Source organism: Thalassospira sp. CA1 (assembly GCF_059052855.1).
On the sequence record NZ_JBZCIA010000001.1, the window covers coordinates 489,348 to 506,343 of the forward strand.

Here is a 16,996-nt window from a genome sequence, read left to right on the forward strand (position 1 = left end):
AGACATGGCAAGTGCGACCGGATCCTTCCGTTCTGATATCCGTTTTTTGCTCGGCGACGAGGAACGCAGCCTGCGTGATGTTGATCCGCAGATGACGGTTCTTGAATATCTGCGCCTTTCCGAGCGCAAATCAGGCACCAAGGAAGGCTGTGCCGAGGGCGATTGCGGGGCCTGCACGGTTGTGCTGGGCGAACCCGATGGCAAGGGCGGAATGGCTTATCGCACGGTCAATGCCTGCATCCAGTTCGTGCCAACCCTTGATGGCAAGCAGCTTTTGACCGTGGAGCATCTTAAATCGACGGACGGTACCCTGCATCCGGTGCAGCAGGCGATGGTCGATACCCACGGATCGCAATGCGGTTTCTGTACGCCGGGCTTTGTCATGAGCCTGTATCAGCTGTGGCTTGATGGTGGCGAGGATGACCGCGGTGCGATTAATGATGCGCTTGCCGGGAACCTTTGCCGTTGCACCGGCTATGGCCCGATTATCGAGGCCGCGCGCAAGGCCGGTGGTGTCGCCGCCAATGATAGCGTGGAGCAAAAACGCCGGGCGGATATTGCCGCCAAATTGACTGCGATGGTCGAAGGTGAAGGCACGCTTGCACTTGAACATCCCGCCGGGCGTTATTTCGCACCACGCACATCTGATGAGCTGGCCGCTCTTTTGGTGGCGCACCCGGATGCTACGGTTTTGGCCGGGGGCACGGATGTCGGCCTTTGGGTGACCAAGATGCTCAAGCGTCTGGATCCGATCATTTACATTGGCGATGTCGCCGATATCCAATCGGTTTATGAAACCGAAGATGCACTGATTATCGGGGCTGGTGTGACCTATAGCCGGGCGCATGAGGCGCTTGGCCGGGTGGCCGCCGATGTTGGTGAACTGGTGCGCCGGATTGGCTCAAGACAAATCCGCAATGCCGGGACCGTCGGCGGCAATATCGCCAACGGATCACCGATTGGCGATACGCCGCCTGCCCTGATTGCGCTGGGGGCCAAGATCGTTCTGCGCATGGGCGATGTGCGTCGCGAAGTGCCGCTCGAAGACTTCTTTATCAGCTATGGCAAGCAGGACCGGGTTTCGGGCGAGTTTGTTGAAAGCGTGATTGTGCCCAAACCGCACAGCGGATTGGTATTCAAGGCTTATAAAATCTCCAAACGCTTTGATCAGGATATCACGGCTGTTTTGGGGGCCTTTGCCATCAAGATTGATGATGGCAAGGTTTCCGAATTCCGTGCGGCCTTTGGTGGCATGGCGGGCACCCCGATGCGTGCGAAAAAGTGCGAAGTGGCCCTGATCGGCAAGGATTGGAATGAAGCCAATCTCAATGCCGCGCAAATGGCATTGGCCAGCGAGTTTGAACCGATGACCGACATGCGGGCATCGAAGGAATATCGCATGCTGGTCGCGCAGAACCTTTTGACCAAGCTGTTTATCGAAACCAATGCGCCGGATATTGCCACCCGCCTTGTTGGCAAGGAGGCGGCCCATGTCTGATCAGGTTTTGAAAACCGATATGGACGAGGTTGTTGCACCGACCGCGGGACTGAGCGGTGGTGTGCGATCAAGTTCCAAACATGATAGTGGCCCGAAACATGTGGCGGGTGAGGCGGTCTATATTGATGACATCAATGAGCCGTTTGGTACGTTGCATCTGGCGCCGGGTGCATCAAGCATTGCACATGGCAAGATTACCAAGCTGGACCTGTCCAAGGTCCGCTCGGCCCCGGGTGTGGTTTGCGTTCTGACCGCGGATGATATCCCCGGCGTGAATGACGTTTCGCCAGCCCACACCCATGATGAGCCGGTCCTGCCCGATGGCATCGTGCAGTTTTATGGTCAGCCGGTCTTTTGTGTGGCGGCGGAAACCCGGGCGCAGGCCCGTGCGGCCGCCCAACTGGCCGAAATTGAATATGAAGAACTGCCCGCGGTTCTCGATGTTGCCGAGGCCCTAGAAAAGCAGCTTTTCGTTGCACCCCCGCATGTGATGAAGCAGGGCGATGCCAAATCGGCATTGGCCCGCGCCAAGCATCGTCATGCCGGGCGGATGGAGATTGGCGGGCAGGATCATTTCTACCTTGAAGGCCATATCAGCTTTGCCATTCCGGGCGAGGATGGCGATGTGTTGCTGCATTGCTCCACGCAGCATCCATCGGAAGTGCAGCATAATATTGCCAATGTGCTGGGCCGTCCGGCCAATGCGGTGACGGTTGAGGTGCGCCGCATGGGTGGCGGGTTTGGCGGCAAGGAAACCCAGGCAATGCAATGGGCGGCACTGGCGGCCATCGTTGCAACCAAAACCGGACGTCCGGCCAAGTTCCGTCTTGATCGTGATGACGACATGGTCATGACCGGCAAGCGCCATGATTTCATTGTCGATTACGATGTCGGCTTTGATGATGACGGGCGGATTTGCGGCCTTGATCTTCAATATGCGGCCAATTGCGGTTTTTCCGCCGATTTGTCCGCCGCGATTGCGGACCGGGCGATGTTCCACACCGACAATGCCTATTACCTTGGCGATGTTGAAATAAGGTCTTACCGCTGCAAAACCAATCTTGTGTCCAATACGGCGTTTCGTGGTTTTGGCGGGCCGCAGGGCATGGTTGCGATTGAACGCATCATTGATGAAATCGCAATGACCGTCGGTCGTGATCCTTTGGATGTGCGCATTGCCAACTATTACGACACCAAGGATCGCAATACGACGCCATACCATATGGTGGTCGAAGACAATGTCCTTTCGGAGCTGACAGACGATATCCTGAAAGCCAGCGACTATCGCAAACGCCGCAACGAGATTACGGCGTTCAATGCCGAAAGCCCGGTTTTGAAAAAGGGGTTGTCGCTAACACCTGTGAAATTCGGGATTTCCTTTACCACCACGTTTCTGAACCAGGCGGGTGCGCTTATTCACGTCTATCAGGATGGGTCGGTGCATCTGAACCATGGCGGGACCGAGATGGGGCAGGGCCTGTTTATCAAGGTTGCACAGGTCGTGGCCGAGGAATTCCAGATCGATCTTGATCAGATCAAGATCACGCCTACCAATACCGGCAAGGTTCCCAACACATCGGCAACCGCAGCCTCAAGCGGGGCGGATATGAACGGCATGGCCGCACGCAATGCGGCGATGACGATCAAGAACCGGCTGATTGCCTTTGCCGCCGAGAAATATGGTGTGGCGGAAAGTGCTGTGCGCTTTGTGCCGGGCAAGGTCATTGTCGGCGACAAGGAAGAGCTCGCCTTTGCCGATCTGATCAAGCAGGCCTATCTGGCGCGTGTGTCGCTGTCGGCCACGGGCTATTACGCCACGCCGAAAATCCATTATGACCGCGAAAGCGCATCGGGACGGCCATTTTATTACTTTGCCTATGGCATGGCGTGCTCGGAAGTTTTGATTGATACCCTGACCGGCGAATACAAGGTGACGCGGGTTGATATCATTCATGATGTCGGCAGGTCGTTGAACCCGGCGATTGATCTTGGCCAGATTGAAGGTGGCTTCATTCAAGGGATGGGCTGGCTGACGTCCGAGGAACTGTGGTGGGATGACAAGGGCAGCCTGCGCACCCATGCGCCGTCGACCTATAAAATCCCGGCATGTTCGGATCGACCGGAAGATTTCCGTATGGAGCTGTGGTCGTCCGGACGAAACGTTGAAAAAACCATTCACCGATCCAAGGCGGTTGGCGAGCCGCCCTTGATGCTGGCGATTTCTGTGCATCGGGCGATTGCCGATGCGGTGGCCTCGGTCGCCAATCACAAGGTTGTCCCGGCCCTTGATACCCCGGCAACGCCCGAGGCGGTTTTGCATGCCGTGGCCGATTGCGCCAAGCGCATGATCGAGAACGCGCATTCAGCCGATGCAGCCCATTCAATGGCGGGGGAATAGGACATGACCCTGTCGCGGCGCGATCATATCAGGCTGTTGTCCGAACCCGGTCCGGTGATGCTGGTCAGTGTTGCGGCCATTCGCGGATCAACCCCGCGGGAAGTTGGGGCCTTCATGCTGATTACGCCGGATGCGATTTCGGGCACGATTGGTGGTGGCAACCTTGAACATCAGGTCACACGCCGGGTGCGCGAAGGTTTTGACGCGGGTGCTGACAAGATGGCCGTTGCCGAGATCGCCCGGTTCCCGCTTGGCCCCGGTCTTGGGCAATGTTGTGGTGGATCGGTCGAGGTTGGTTTTCATCTGTTGCGCGGGGTTGCCAAAGAAACGCTGCGCACGGTTTTGCAAGAAATCGAAACCGCACCGACACGTGCCGATGGTTATTGGGTGACGGTTCCGGCCGATTGCAGTGACATCGGGCGCGTAAGTGGCGCGCATGCCAAGATGCTCTCGGGCAGTTTTGGTGCGGCCCGCGGCGGGATTGTTATGTTAAACGGGGCGGAAACGCTTTGTTTGCGCCTTGATGACGCGCGCACGCCAATGTGGATTTTTGGTGCCGGGCATGTTGGCAAGGCGGTTGTGCAGGCCCTGGCGCCGCTTCCGTTTGATATTCACCTGATCGATTCGCGTGATGAATTTCTGGCGGGTATTGAAGGCGAAAACGTTCAGGTTTGTCAAAGCGATAAGCCCGAAGCTGAGGTCGCCGATATCCCGGCCGGGGCGCATGTTTTGATCTTAACGCACAACCATGCGCTTGATTTCGAGATCTGCCGGGCGGCTTTGGTGCGCGATGATCTTGGTTTTGTTGGCATGATCGGCAGCCAAACCAAGCGTGCACGCTTTATCCGACGTCTTTCTGATCGGGGGTTGAGCCCGGTTGAAATCGGTCGTCTGACCACTCCAATTGGAATTCAAGGCATTACCGGAAAACAGCCGGTGGTGATTGCGGCATCGGTTGCCGCACAGGTGTTATCGGTGCGTGAAGCACAGATGGCGCAGACGCAAATGCCAAAATCCGCATCAGACGGGTTGGGCGACGGCTAGGGTCAGGACCTACTAATTTGATTGGAATGGCAGAGCTTATATTTGTGAAATACAAGGAAGATACCGCTGGACGGGTCGGCATCCCGTTCAAGGGATTTGACGCAGGAGTTTGCAAATATAAGCTCTGTCCTTCGGATCACTCAGATTTGCACGGACTACTTTGTCGCAGAACCTTGAAAGATAAATATCTTCCTGCGGTTTTGCTTCGCGTATCCGCACAAATCTGAGCGACCATTCGAACCAAATTAGTAGGTCCTGACCCTAAAGCCTTCTTTGAGGGCAATTTTAATGATAAAGGGCCGCGCAATGACGGCCTGTCAGGCGGTTCGGGCAACCGGACCAGAGGTTTCGTAGAGGAGAGATTGGCTGTGTGTGACGCCAAGGGCCATATGCGCCATGCCGTGGATTTGTCGCGGCAAAAGATGGATGAGGGATGCGGTGGTCCGTTCGGGGCAATCATCGTTCGCAATGGCGAAGTGATTGCGGAAGGATGGAACAATGTGACATCCCAGAACGACCCGACCGCCCATGCCGAGGTCAGTGCCATACGCGCGGCCTGCGCCAAGCTTGGCACGTTCAATCTGTCAGGCTGTGAAATCTATACCAGTTGCGAACCTTGCCCGATGTGCCTGTCTGCGATCTATTGGGCCCGCCTTGACAAGATCTATTATGCCAATGGTCGCGAAGATGCCGCTGCCATCGGATTTGATGATCAGTTTCTGTATGATGAGGTGGCAAAGCCGATCGAAGATCGTTCATTGCCAATTGTGCATGTCGATTTGCCCGAAGCGCGCGAAGTGTTTGCCGCCTGGGATGCCAAAGCCGACAAGATCGAATATTGAGACCGTTTGACTGCAATGCGTTATGCGGTAAAACCGCGTGCTGGATGCAAGACATATCGCTAAATGGGGGTGGCAACAGTGACGTCAACGACCGGTGAAGCCGGGGCAAATACCGTGAAGGGGGCTGGTGGGCCTGCGCAATTGGAAGTGCGCGGCGTGACCAAGGCCTTTCCGGGATGTCTGGCCAATGACGATATCAGTTTCCGTATCGAGCCTGGTGAAATCCATGCGCTGTTGGGGGAAAACGGTGCGGGCAAAAGTACGCTTGTAAAGATCATCTATGGCGTGCTGCAGGCCGATGAGGGCGAGCTGATCTGGGAAGGCAAGCCGGTCACGATCGCAAGCCCGCATGATGCGCGCGAAATGGGGATCGGTCTGGTGTTTCAGCATTTCTCGCTGTTTGAAACCATGACGGTTCTTGAAAACATTGCGCTGGCGATGAATGACGTGCGCGATATGGATGCGCTGCGCAAGCAGGTGCTTGAAGTCGAAAAGACCTATGGCCTGCCGCTTGATCCGGATCGTCATGTTTACACGCTGTCGGTTGGGGAGCGTCAGCGCATCGAGATTGTGCGTTGTCTGTTGCAGAATCCCAAACTTCTGATCCTGGACGAGCCGACCTCGGTCCTGACGCCGCAAGAAGTCGAAAAGCTGTTTGAGACGCTGCGTCGCTTGGCCGATGAAGGCTGTGCAATCCTCTATATCAGTCACAAGCTGCATGAAGTGAAGGCCCTGTGCCAGAAGGCAACTGTGCTGCGCGGTGGCAAGGTTGTTGGCGGCTGTGACCCGCGCGAAGAAACCGCAAAATCGATGGCCGAAATGATGATCGGCCAGAAACTGACCGCACCGGATCGGGGTAAATCCCGTGAGTTTGGCGATGTCCGGCTTGCGGTTTCCAATCTGTCGCTTGAAAGTGATGAACAGTTCGGCACCGACCTTAAGGGGATTAATCTTGAGGTGCGCGGTGGTGAAATCATGGGCGTTGCCGGGGTTGCCGGCAACGGTCAGAACGAACTGTTCCGCGCCCTTGCCGGGGAAACCGAACAGCAAGCGGCCCCGGACAGCATCAAGATTGATGGCAAATCGGTGGCCCATTTCGGCCCGCGCCGCCGTCGTCGACTGGGCGCGACGTTCGTGCCCGAAGAACGCAACGGTCATGGTGCCGTGCCGGACATGAGCCTGTCGGAAAACGGGTTTTTGACCGCATTCCGGCGCATGGCGCTTTCGGCACGCGGTCTGATCCGCGAAGTTCCGACCAAGTCGTTTGCCGATAACATCATCAAGACTTTTGATGTGCGTACCACCGGTTCGGGCGCAGAGGCCGGATCGCTTTCGGGTGGCAACCTTCAGAAATTTATCGTCGGGCGCGAGATTTTGCAGGACCCGGGTGTTCTGGTGATTTCCCAGCCGACCTGGGGTGTCGATGCCGGGGCGGCCAGTGCCATTCATCAGGCATTGCTGGATCTGGCGGCGAAGGGCACGGCGGTTCTGGTGATTTCGCAGGATCTGGACGAGATTTATGCCATTTGTGACTCGGTGGTTGTGATGGCGGAGGGCAAAATGTCCAAACCGCGTCCGATGGCCGATGTCAGCATCGAGGAAATCGGTCTGTTGATGGGGGGACTTCATGATCTTGAAGGCAACGCGACCCCGGCGAACAACACGCAAGTAGAGGGAGGTCGCGTTGGTCAGGCTTGAACCCCGTCGCCAGCATTCACAGGCGATGGTTTATCTGTCGCCGGTTCTGGCAATCCTTATGACGCTTGTCGTCGGCGGGATCATCTTTGCCTTTATGGGCAAGAACCCGTTTGACGCGCTTTATACGTTCTTCATTCTGCCGATCAATAACAGCTATGGCATTTCCGAGCTGTTCGTGAAGGCGACCCCGCTTGTCATCATTGCGGTCGGTCTTGCCATGGGCTTCCGGGCCAATGTCTGGAACATCGGGGCCGAAGGCCAGTTGACCATGGGGGCGATTTTCGGCGGTGGTCTGGCGCTTTATTTCCATGACAGCGAAAGCATCCTTTTGATGCCAGCCATGTTTGTGCTGGGCGCGCTGGGCGGTGCGTTTTGGGGGGCGATCCCGGCGTTGCTGCGGACAAAGTTCAATGCCAACGAAATTCTGACCAGCCTGATGCTGACCTATGTCGCAACGCTGTTTCTAAGCTTCTTGGTGCATGGTCCGTGGCGGAACCCGGAAGGGTTCAACTTCCCGGAATCACGCCCGTTCCCGGATGCCGGTTTGCTTCCGATCATCTTTGAAGGATCGCGTGTGCATCTTGGTACGGCCGTTGCGGTGTTTGTCGTGATTGCCGGTTGGTTGTTGCTGTCAAAATCGGTGATCGGGTTCCAGCTACGTGTTGTCGGCAAGGCCCCACAGGCCGCCCGCCATGTCGGGTTCCGTCAAAAACGTATGGTCTGGTTTACTCTTCTTCTGGGTGGGGCGCTGGCCGGTCTGGCCGGTTTGTTTGAGGTGTCCGGCCCCATCGGTCAGCTTCAGCCATCGATCTCGCCCGGTTATGGCTTTACCGCGATTATCGTGGCGTTCCTTGGGCGTTTGCATCCGGTGGGCATTCTGTTTGGCGGCTTGATCATGGCGCTGACCTATTTGGGGGGCGAACTGGCGCAGATTACACTCGGCCTGCCCAATGCTGTGACCGGGCTATTCCAGGGGATCTTGCTGTTCTTCCTGCTGGCCAGTGATGTTTTGACCAAATACCGCATTCGTTTCGGCTCCATCGCGGCAAAAGGGAGAACCGCATAATGGAATGGATTGTTCCCTTTATCCTGACCGTGATCACCGCCTCGACCCCGCTTTTGCTGGCGGCATCGGGTGAGCTGATTACCGAGAAATCCGGCGTGCTTAACCTTGGTGTCGAGGGCATGATGCTGGTGGGCGCGATTGCCGGTTTTGCTGTGACGGCATCGAGCGGATCGGCCTCTCTTGGTATTCTGGCCGCTGTTGTGGCGGGCACATTGATGTCGCTGATCTTTGCATTTTTGACCCTGACGCTGATGGCCAATCAAGTGGCGACGGGCTTGGCGCTTACGATTTTCGGGGTTGGTTTTTCAGCCCTTGTCGGATCGGGCTTTGTCGGCTTTGCGATTGATCCGCTGCCGGCCCTTTCGATCCCGGGCATCAGTGCCATTCCGATCATTGGTCCGATCCTGTTTGGGCAGGATTTTCTGGTGTATCTGTCAATCGCGGCAGTGATTGGGATTGCCTGGTTCCTGTCCAAATCGCGTGCGGGTCTGATTCTTAAGGCCGTTGGGGATTCCCATCATTCAGCGCATGCGATTGGCTATTCCGTGATCAAGATCCGCTATCTTGCCACCATGTTTGGCGGGGCGATGGCGGGCCTTGGTGGCGCGTATCTGTCGCTTTCATATACGCCGATGTGGGCAGAAAACATGACAGCCGGTCGTGGCTGGATCGCGCTGGCGCTGGTGGTGTTTGCCACGTGGCGTCCGGGGCGTCTGGTTGCCGGGGCCTATATGTTTGGCCTGATCTCGGTGATGCAGTTGCATGCACAGGGGGCCGGCATTCATGTGCCCAGCCAGTTCATGTCGATGTTGCCGTATCTGGCGACCGTGATCGTGCTGGTGATTATTTCAAGCGACCGTGCGAAAATCAGACTGAATGCGCCGGCCTGTATCGGTCAGGCGTTCAGGGCCGCCCAATAGGGTTTCGGTGGCCTTAACTGCGGGACCGGAACACGTTAAATGATGTTTCGGCCCGACGACGGGAGGAAGACTGTACTTGCCAAACCTCACACAAGCCGGGCAGGGCTTGGCCGGTTTGTCTGAGATTTGGTTTGTGCAGGAACGCGTCATTGATTGCGATCAGGAATTACGTATAAATCCTGATTGAGTGTCTAACAGGGAGACTGAAACTATGAATGCAAGCCTCGTGAAGCGCACACTTGCCGCCGTTGCGGCTGTTGGTGCCCTCGCAACCGGCATGGGTGCAGCCCAGGCCGAAGACGTTAAGGCCGGTTTTATCTATGTCGGCCCGATTGGTGACCATGGCTGGTCTTACCGTCATGACATTGGCCGTCAGGCCATCGAAGCTGAACTCGGCGATGCCGCATCGACCAGCTATGTCGAAAGCGTGCCGGAAGGTGCCGATGCTGAACGCGTGATCCGTCAGATGGCCCAGACCGGCCACAACCTGATCTTCACCACCTCGTTCGGTTTCATGAACCCGACCGAAAAAGTTGCCAAGCAGTTCCCGAATGTCAAATTCGAACATGCAACCGGTTACAAGCGTGCCGACAACCTGTCGACCTATGCTGCACGTTTCTATGAAGGCCGTTATGTTGCTGGTGTGATCGCCGGTAAAATGACCAAGTCGAACATCGTTGGTTATGTCGGCTCCTTCCCGATCCCGGAAGTTGTCCGTGGCATCAACTCCTTCATGATGGGCGCATGGTCGGTTAACCCGGACGTGCAGGTCAAAATCGTTTGGGCCAACACCTGGTATGATCCGGGCAAGGAAGGCGATGCTGCCAAGGCGCTGATCGACCAGGGTGCAGACATCATGGTTCAGCACACCGACAGCCCGGCACCGCTTCAGGTTGCTGAAAACCGTGGCGTGCTTGGTTTCGGTCAGGCTTCTGACATGATCAAGTTCGCACCGAAGGCACAGCTGACCGCGATCGTTGATAACTGGGACAGCTACTATGTTGCCCGGGCCAAGGCCGTTGCCGATGGCACCTGGGAATCCAAAGACACCTGGGGTGGCATTGATACCGGTATGGTCGAAATGGCACCGTACACCAACATGCCTGATGACGTGAAAGCCCTGGCAGAAGAAACCGCTGCCAAGATTGCTTCGGGTGAATTCCACCCGTTCACCGGCCCGATCTATGATCAGGCTGGCGAACTGCGCGTTGCAGAAGGCGAAGTTGCTGATGACGGCATGCTGCTTGGCATGGACTGGTACATCAAAGGCATCGATGCCGAACTGCCGAAATAAGTCAGATTTCCGATCCGTCCGGCTCGGTTAAATGACGAAGCCCCGTGCATTAGCTTGCGCGGGGCTTTTCTTATGACGGTTTGTCAGGTCGGCTTCTTGGGGTTGGCTCGGGTTGGTTCGTCTGACTTTTCATAGGCGATCATTTCGGTTTTTGGATGCCGCAGGGCATAGAGTGCTGCGCGCCAGCCATGCAGCTTGACCTTGTGTTCGCGGGTTTTACCGGCCCATTTGTCGCGGAAGCGTTCCATATCTTCACGGCGATTGAAATAGATCACCATATCGACAATCGGGGCATTCTGGTCGCCACGCGGGAGTTCGATATTCCGAATGCCCATCGTCCAGTTCTTGCTCATGACATTGATATCGAGCCAGTCCAGCACAGCTTGGGCGGAATGTTTCTCGTGAATAACGACACGATATGGAAAATTCCGAAGATCTTTCGACATCGGTGTGTCCCTGACGGTTCCCGTTTGCAACGATGATACATGAAATCGTTACAAAGTTGCTTAATTCATGAATGTGATTGTGTCGCGTTTCGCACATGTCACGCGGGTTGCCGATACTGGAAATCCGTGATTGGCGCAGAAAGAAAAATGGTAAGCGCAGGTTGAATATCTACTAATCGGATAATACTTTATCCAATAATAATTCCAGATTACTGTGTTAGGTATTGAGAATGAAACGTGTGGAAAAATAATATTTAGCTTCGCACGATCATTTTCACATGATAATCGAGTAATTCATCCTGCCCGCAGCCCGAAATTGCGGGCATGTTTGGAAATAAAAATAAAGTATCGGGGTCTTAAAGGTGAGTGAAAAGCCTTCAGGCATTCAGCCTTCTGGGCGGGAACGTCATTTCAAACCGGAAGAATTGATCGTCAGCAAGACGGATCTCAAAGGGCATATTACCTACGCCAATGAGGTGTTTTTGCGCCTTTCTGATTATTCGGAAGGTGAGGTTTTGGGGAAGCCGCATGCGCTGATCCGACATCCGGATATGCCGCGCAGCGTTTTCAAGCTTATGTGGGACCGGATTTCATCCGGTCACGAGATTTTTGCCTATGTCGTGAATATGGCCAGCAACGGGGATCATTATTGGGTCTATGCCCATGTGACGCCGACCTTTGATGCCAGTCACAAGGTGATTGGATACCATTCCAACCGCCGGGTGCCCGATCCAAAGGTTCTGAGCGAAACGATCATTCCTCTCTATGCGGAACTCCGCAAGATCGAGGACAGTCTGCCCAATCGCAAGGATGGCATGAATGCCGCATCCGAGGCCTTGTCACAAAAGCTTTCTGATATGGGCATGTCGTACGACGAGTTTATCCAAAGTCTCTAGAGGATCGCAAAGCGGTTCCCGAAAATGCAAGGTTTGAGGTTCTAATGTCTCTGTTCGGTGGTTCAAAATCGGGTATCAAAAAGGCACTGGATGTGGTTCTGGCCGCAGCGGACGGTGATTACGAAGCCCGCATTACCAATGTCGACAGTCATCCTGACATGCGCGAACTGTTTATTGCGATCAACCGGCTGATTGACCGCAATGATGCGTTCCTGCGCGAAAGTGCGGCATCCATGGGGGCGGTTTCCGAAAACCGTTATTACCGACGCATCGTCGAAACCGGGCTGGTCGGGGATTACCTGTCTTCGGCCAAGCGGATCAATGCCGCAAGTGCCTCCATCGAAAAGAAACTGTCCGGGTTTGCCGACATTCTTGATGAATTCAAAAGCGGTTCCTTTGCTGCGGTTGATGACATTGCCAATGCCGCGTCCGCCCTTTCCGAGGCATCCGGGGACGCCAATTCCATCGCGCACGAAACCAGTTCACGTTCAACCAACGTTGCCGCGGCAGCTCGCCAGACGGCGGCCAATGTCAGCGAACTTTCGGCCGCATCCGAGGAGCTGAACGAGGCAATCCGCAATGTGTCCGAACAGGCACGTGAATCGGTTGAGATCGCCAATCGTGCCAACGGCCTTGCCCAGGAAACCGATGGTCGTATCGGACAGCTGGAAGCGGCGGCTGGCGAGATCGTTGAAGTGGTCAGCTTTATCCGTGACATCGCGGCTCAGACCAACTTGCTTGCGCTGAATGCGACGATCGAGGCTGCGCGCGCCGGTGAAGCCGGCAAGGGCTTTGCCGTGGTTGCCAACGAGGTTAAGGGACTTGCCAACCAGACCAGCAAGGCGACCGAAAGCATCGAAGAAAAGGTTCAGGACATTCAGACCGCGATTGAGCAGTCCGTCGGTTCGATCCGCGAAATTGCAGGCGTGATCGATGATCTGGCGGCACGTTCGGACACGATTTCGGGCAATGTCGAAACCCAGGCGAACTTGTCTACCAACATCACGCGCAATGTCGAACAGGCATCAAGCGGCGCACAGGAAGTCACCGACAATATCACCGTGGTTTCCGATATGGCTGGGCGTACCGGGGAGGCTGCCGACACCACACGTGACATGGCCAGTCGTCTTGCCGATCAGTCGGAAAGCTTGCGCAATCAGTTGGGTGTGTTCCTCGATACCATCGAAAAGCTGCTTTATACCGCCAAGAAATAGCCGCTTTCTGCGTGCAACAGGATGCGTCGGGCGTCATGATGGTACCCGGTCAGGATTTTCAGTCAGGAGAGCGGTGCCATGCGGGTTTTCTTCAATTCGCGCCACGATGCCCATGACGGGGCAGGCGAAATGCATCACGGACGCATGGTGCCATGTTTCGAGAATGCCCGGCGTATTCCGATCATTCGCGATGCCGTCGCGCACGCGATCAAGGCGCAGCTGGTCGATCCGACCGATCACGGCATCGGCCCGATCCGCGCGATCCATGAACCGGATTATATTGATTTCCTGGAAAACGCCTGGAGCGAATGGACCAAGGCAGGGAAAAGCGGCGATGCCTTTCCCTATGTCTGGCCGACGGGTGGTTTTTCCGGTGGCAAGCCCGAACATATCAGCGCGCGTCTGGGTCAGTACGCCATTTCATCTGATACACCGATTACCCAGGGAACCTGGAAGGCGGCCTATTGGGGGGCGCAGACCGTCATATCGGCTGCCGAGGCAACCTGGAGCGAAGGTGAAGCATCCTTTGCCCTGACCCGTCCGCCGGGACACCATGCCCATGCCAACCGTTATGGTGGATATTGCTTCTTGAACAATGCCGCCATCGCCGCCCAGCACATGATTTCCAAGGGGGCGAAAAAGGTCGCCATCCTTGATATCGACTACCACCACGGCAACGGTGCGCAGGACATTTTCTATGAGCGTGGCGACGTTCTGACGATTTCCATCCATGCCGATCCAACCCATCAATTCCCGTTCTTCATGGGCTATGCCAATGAAACCGGACGCAATGACGGGCAGGGTGCGAACCTGAATATTCCGCTGCCGGGTGGCAGTGATTTCGCGGGTTGGGGGGCTGGCTTTGCCAAGGCGATGCAGAAACTTCTGACCTGGCAGGCCGATGCGCTGGTGGTGGCCCTTGGTGTTGATGCCCACGAGGCGGAACCGATTTGCGACTTCAAACTCCAGACCGATGATTTCAACCGGATCGGGCAAATGATCGGGCGGATGGGACTTAAAACCATGTTCACCATGGAAGGCGGTTATGCCCATGACGTCATCGGTCAAAACGTCGCCGCGGTTCTGAGTGGGTACCTGACGCTTGCCAAAAACTAGGTCAGCCCAAGTCGAATACAAAAAAACGCCCCGGCATCTGGTCGGGGCGTTTTTTGTATAGCGTTCTATTTGTTTACCGTTCCCAGGGTGGTGTGCCGCCAAATTCCGCCACCAGAAAGTCGACAAAGGCGCGGACACGCGTCGGCAGATAACGGTTTTCCGGATAGAGCGTATAGACGGCATGTGATGGTGGCTGGTAATCGGGCAGGACGCGTTGAAGGCGTCCATCGCGCAGATATTCGTCGACTTCCCAGTTCGATTTCAGTGAAATGCCATGCCCGTCAAGGCACCAGCGGGTCAGGACTTCGCTGTTATCGGAATCCATCGAACCAGCAACGGCCAGGGTTACCGGTGGTTCATCATTTGGTCCTTGCAGGGTCCATTGATATTGCTGTGATCCCGGGAAGCGCAGCAGCAGGCAATTGTGGTTCAAAAGGTCGGCCGGCACCGTGGGTGCGCCGTTCTTTTTGAGATAATCCGGGCTTGCTACCAGCATGCGTTTGTTGGTGGCCAGCTTGCGGACAATCAGCGAGCTTTCCTTAAGCTCGGCAATGCGGATGGCAAGATCGACCTTGTCTTGCAACAGATCCAGCAACCGATCAGACAGATGCAGGCGGATTTGCACATCCGGGTTCTGTTCGACGAATTTCGGAATGATCGGGGCAACGAATTTGTTGCCGAATGCCACCGGGCAGGTCAGCGTGACCGGGCCGCGGGTGGTGTTTTTCTGGTTGGCGATGGCGTTTTCGGCTTCCTGCATTTCCGAAAGAATGCGCAGGCAGTGCCGATAATAAACATCCCCCTCGGTCGTCAGATTGACCCGGCGCGTTGTGCGGTTCAGCAAACGCACCCCAAGCCGTTCTTCAAGGCGGGCAATCCGGTTTGACACCACAGCCGCCGAATGGCGCAATTCACGCCCGGCAGCAGAAAGGTTGCCAAGTTCGGCAACACGGACAAAAATCTGGATGTCCTCAAAGTCGGACATGGCGCGGGAAGCTCCTGATGTCTGAGGGCTGTTTCTTGATTTCTGGTGGGCGTTTTAATTCATTATATGTGCAGATTAGCGGCCACACTCTGCCATTTTAAAGATTATTTTGAAAGTCATTTCGATTATGCTCAACCCCTAAATAATAGAGGCGGTCGGGCGACTGTGCTAGGACAGGAAACAGATAGACTGAATTAAACCCGGGCAAAATGCTGCCATCAGAGCCATTCATGCGTCCCGGGGCATCATCAAGGCAGGGCTGCCAGCGCGCCGGAAACCGCGCTTAGGCGAGACGGAGGTTTCAAGCACCGTGGATATTCTGTTTCAGGACTGGATCAATCTGATCCTGCGCTGGGCGCATTTGATTACGGGCATCGCCTGGATCGGGTCTTCGTTCTATTTCGTCTGGCTTGACCTGAGTTTGCGCAAGCGCCCGGACATGGATGAAGGTGTCTATGGCGAAGCCTGGATGGTGCATGGTGGCGGGTTCTATCATGTGAACAAATGGATGGTAGCACCCAGTTCCATGCCGCCCGAGCTGCACTGGTTCAAATACGAGGCCTATTTCACATGGATTACCGGCTTTGCGCTTTTGGTCACCATGTATTACTGGAGTGCCGAAAGCTATCTGATCGATCCAAGCGTTCTGGCGCTGACCAAGATGGACGCGATACTGATTGGGCTTGGCAGCCTGTTCGCCGGTTGGGTGATCTATGACATCATTTGCAAAAGTGCGATTGGCAAACGCACCGATACGCTGGCGGTTGCGCTATTCATCCTGATCATGGCGGCGAGTTATCTGTTTACCCATGTGTTCAGCGGGCGCGGGGCGTTTATCCATGTCGGTGCGATGATTGGCACGATCATGGCCACCAACGTGTTTCGCATCATCATCCCGAACCAGAAAAAGGTCGTCGCCAGCCTGATGGCCGGGGAAAAGCCCGATCCGAAACTGGGGCTGCAGGCCAAGCAGCGTTCAACGCACAACAACTACCTGACGCTTCCGGTGTTGTTGATGATGATCAGCAACCACTATTCGATGCTGTTTTCCCATGATCAGTCTTGGCTGATTGTCGGTCTGATCCTGATCATCGGTGGGTTGGTGCGCCATTTCTTTAACACACGCAATGCCGGCGGCACCGGCAAGGCAATTGCCTGGCAGCTTCCGTCGGCTGCGGTCGGTATGGCGATCCTTGCGATGTTTGCATCCTATGATCCGGACGCGGTCAAGCTTGCCGATGAAGACGTGATTACCGCCAATCATGCCTTGGCCATCGTTCAGACCCGTTGTTCGACCTGCCACTCGGCCAACCCGACTGACGAGGGCTTTGACGAAGCCCCGGCAGGCGTGATGTTTGATGATCTGGCCCAGATCGAAGCCAATGCGCAGCGTGTTCTCGCACAGGCGGTTATTGGCCGGGCCATGCCGCTTGGCAATATGACGGAAATGACCGACGAGGAACGCGCGCAGCTTGGTCAGTGGATCCGGGCAGGCATGCCGGAATAAGCAGACAGGGACGATATACAAAGGAAAGAGCGGTCGTACACTACGACCGCTCTTTTGCGTTGACGGCTTGTT

Annotated in this window: 14 protein-coding genes; 12 read left to right on the top strand and 2 right to left on the bottom strand. The window is 55.7% G+C overall.

The genetic code is table 11. The annotated features are described in order from the left end of the window. Nucleotides 1-4 precede the first annotated feature (4 nt). From xdhA to AC5Q5A_RS02390, 8 genes are all read left to right on the top strand, one after another. Complete coding sequence (gene xdhA / locus AC5Q5A_RS02355; RefSeq protein ID WP_493894209.1) at nucleotides 5-1,498, top strand: xanthine dehydrogenase small subunit; 1,494 nt, start codon at nucleotides 5-7, stop codon at nucleotides 1,496-1,498. Next, nucleotides 1,491-3,896, top strand: coding sequence for a xanthine dehydrogenase molybdopterin binding subunit (gene xdhB, locus AC5Q5A_RS02360; protein WP_493894210.1), 2,406 nt, complete (start codon nucleotides 1,491-1,493; stop codon nucleotides 3,894-3,896). Before xdhA ends, xdhB begins: the two co-directional genes overlap by 8 nt. 3 nt (nucleotides 3,897-3,899) lie before the next feature. Beyond that, entirely contained in the window at nucleotides 3,900-4,940 is a 1,041-nt protein-coding gene (xdhC, locus tag AC5Q5A_RS02365) for a xanthine dehydrogenase accessory protein XdhC (RefSeq protein ID WP_493894211.1), read from the top strand. Nucleotides 4,941-5,308: 368 nt separating this feature from the next. After that, on the top strand, nucleotides 5,309-5,782 hold the full coding sequence (locus tag AC5Q5A_RS02370) for a nucleoside deaminase (RefSeq protein WP_008888438.1): 474 nt from the start codon (nucleotides 5,309-5,311) through the stop codon (nucleotides 5,780-5,782). A 63-nt stretch (nucleotides 5,783-5,845) separates the two neighbouring features. Further along, nucleotides 5,846-7,480 (top strand): ABC transporter ATP-binding protein, encoded by a 1,635-nt coding sequence (locus AC5Q5A_RS02375; protein ID WP_064779943.1) that lies wholly within the window; start codon nucleotides 5,846-5,848, stop codon nucleotides 7,478-7,480. Then, nucleotides 7,467-8,546 carry an ABC transporter permease gene (locus AC5Q5A_RS02380; protein ID WP_008888436.1) on the top strand — a complete coding sequence of 360 codons (1,080 nt, stop codon included), beginning with the start codon at nucleotides 7,467-7,469 and terminating at the stop codon, nucleotides 8,544-8,546. Before AC5Q5A_RS02375 ends, AC5Q5A_RS02380 begins: the two co-directional genes overlap by 14 nt. Next, nucleotides 8,546-9,466, top strand: a complete 921-nt coding sequence (locus tag AC5Q5A_RS02385) for an ABC transporter permease (RefSeq protein ID WP_063086754.1) — start codon at nucleotides 8,546-8,548, stop codon at nucleotides 9,464-9,466. The genes AC5Q5A_RS02380 and AC5Q5A_RS02385 overlap by 1 nt, the downstream gene beginning before the upstream one ends. A 226-nt stretch (nucleotides 9,467-9,692) precedes the next feature. After that, nucleotides 9,693-10,760: a BMP family ABC transporter substrate-binding protein gene (locus AC5Q5A_RS02390; RefSeq protein ID WP_083952729.1), complete on the top strand. Its 1,068-nt coding sequence runs from the start codon at nucleotides 9,693-9,695 to the stop codon at nucleotides 10,758-10,760. An 83-nt stretch (nucleotides 10,761-10,843) separates the two neighbouring features. On the opposite strand, the gene AC5Q5A_RS02395 is transcribed toward AC5Q5A_RS02390, so the two are convergent. Beyond that, a complete protein-coding gene (locus AC5Q5A_RS02395; protein ID WP_493894212.1) occupies nucleotides 10,844-11,206 on the bottom strand; it encodes a hypothetical protein in 363 nt (120 codons plus the stop codon). A gap of 362 nt (nucleotides 11,207-11,568) precedes the next feature. On the opposite strand from AC5Q5A_RS02395, the gene AC5Q5A_RS02400 reads away from it, so the two are divergent. The 3 genes from AC5Q5A_RS02400 to AC5Q5A_RS02410 all read left to right on the top strand — a co-directional run bounded on the left by AC5Q5A_RS02400 (nucleotide 11,569) and on the right by AC5Q5A_RS02410 (nucleotide 14,432). Beyond that, complete coding sequence (locus tag AC5Q5A_RS02400) at nucleotides 11,569-12,102, top strand: PAS domain-containing protein (protein ID WP_120224106.1); 534 nt, start codon at nucleotides 11,569-11,571, stop codon at nucleotides 12,100-12,102. A 44-nt stretch (nucleotides 12,103-12,146) separates the two neighbouring features. Next, nucleotides 12,147-13,316 (top strand): methyl-accepting chemotaxis protein, encoded by a 1,170-nt coding sequence (locus tag AC5Q5A_RS02405; protein ID WP_008888431.1) that lies wholly within the window; start codon nucleotides 12,147-12,149, stop codon nucleotides 13,314-13,316. Between the two features lie 78 nt (nucleotides 13,317-13,394). Then, nucleotides 13,395-14,432 (top strand): histone deacetylase family protein, encoded by a 1,038-nt coding sequence (locus tag AC5Q5A_RS02410; RefSeq protein ID WP_493894213.1) that lies wholly within the window; start codon nucleotides 13,395-13,397, stop codon nucleotides 14,430-14,432. A 73-nt stretch (nucleotides 14,433-14,505) separates the two neighbouring features. On the opposite strand, the gene AC5Q5A_RS02415 is transcribed toward AC5Q5A_RS02410, so the two are convergent. After that, a complete protein-coding gene (locus tag AC5Q5A_RS02415) occupies nucleotides 14,506-15,417 on the bottom strand; it encodes a LysR family transcriptional regulator (RefSeq protein ID WP_493894214.1) in 912 nt (303 codons plus the stop codon). A gap of 310 nt (nucleotides 15,418-15,727) precedes the next feature. Between AC5Q5A_RS02415 and AC5Q5A_RS02420 the strand changes: the two genes are divergently transcribed. Continuing rightward, complete coding sequence (locus AC5Q5A_RS02420) at nucleotides 15,728-16,924, top strand: urate hydroxylase PuuD (protein WP_493894215.1); 1,197 nt, start codon at nucleotides 15,728-15,730, stop codon at nucleotides 16,922-16,924. The last annotated feature ends 72 nt before the right edge of the window (nucleotides 16,925-16,996 follow it).

What these genes read in the sequence shown, in the direction of transcription:
- xdhA (WP_493894209.1), top strand. Translation starts at nt 5, where the DNA reads ATGGCAAGTGCGACCGGATCCTTCCGTTCTGATATCCGTTTTTTGCTC.
- xdhB (WP_493894210.1), top strand. Translation starts at nt 1,491, where the DNA reads ATGTCTGATCAGGTTTTGAAAACCGATATGGACGAGGTTGTTGCACCG.
- xdhC (WP_493894211.1), top strand. Translation starts at nt 3,900, where the DNA reads ATGACCCTGTCGCGGCGCGATCATATCAGGCTGTTGTCCGAACCCGGT.
- AC5Q5A_RS02375 (WP_064779943.1), top strand. Translation starts at nt 5,846, where the DNA reads ATGGGGGTGGCAACAGTGACGTCAACGACCGGTGAAGCCGGGGCAAAT.
- AC5Q5A_RS02385 (WP_063086754.1), top strand. Translation starts at nt 8,546, where the DNA reads ATGGAATGGATTGTTCCCTTTATCCTGACCGTGATCACCGCCTCGACC.
- AC5Q5A_RS02395 (WP_493894212.1), bottom strand. Translation starts at nt 11,206, where the DNA reads ATGTCGAAAGATCTTCGGAATTTTCCATATCGTGTCGTTATTCACGAG.
- AC5Q5A_RS02405 (WP_008888431.1), top strand. Translation starts at nt 12,147, where the DNA reads ATGTCTCTGTTCGGTGGTTCAAAATCGGGTATCAAAAAGGCACTGGAT.
- AC5Q5A_RS02410 (WP_493894213.1), top strand. Translation starts at nt 13,395, where the DNA reads ATGCGGGTTTTCTTCAATTCGCGCCACGATGCCCATGACGGGGCAGGC.
- AC5Q5A_RS02415 (WP_493894214.1), bottom strand. Translation starts at nt 15,417, where the DNA reads ATGTCCGACTTTGAGGACATCCAGATTTTTGTCCGTGTTGCCGAACTT.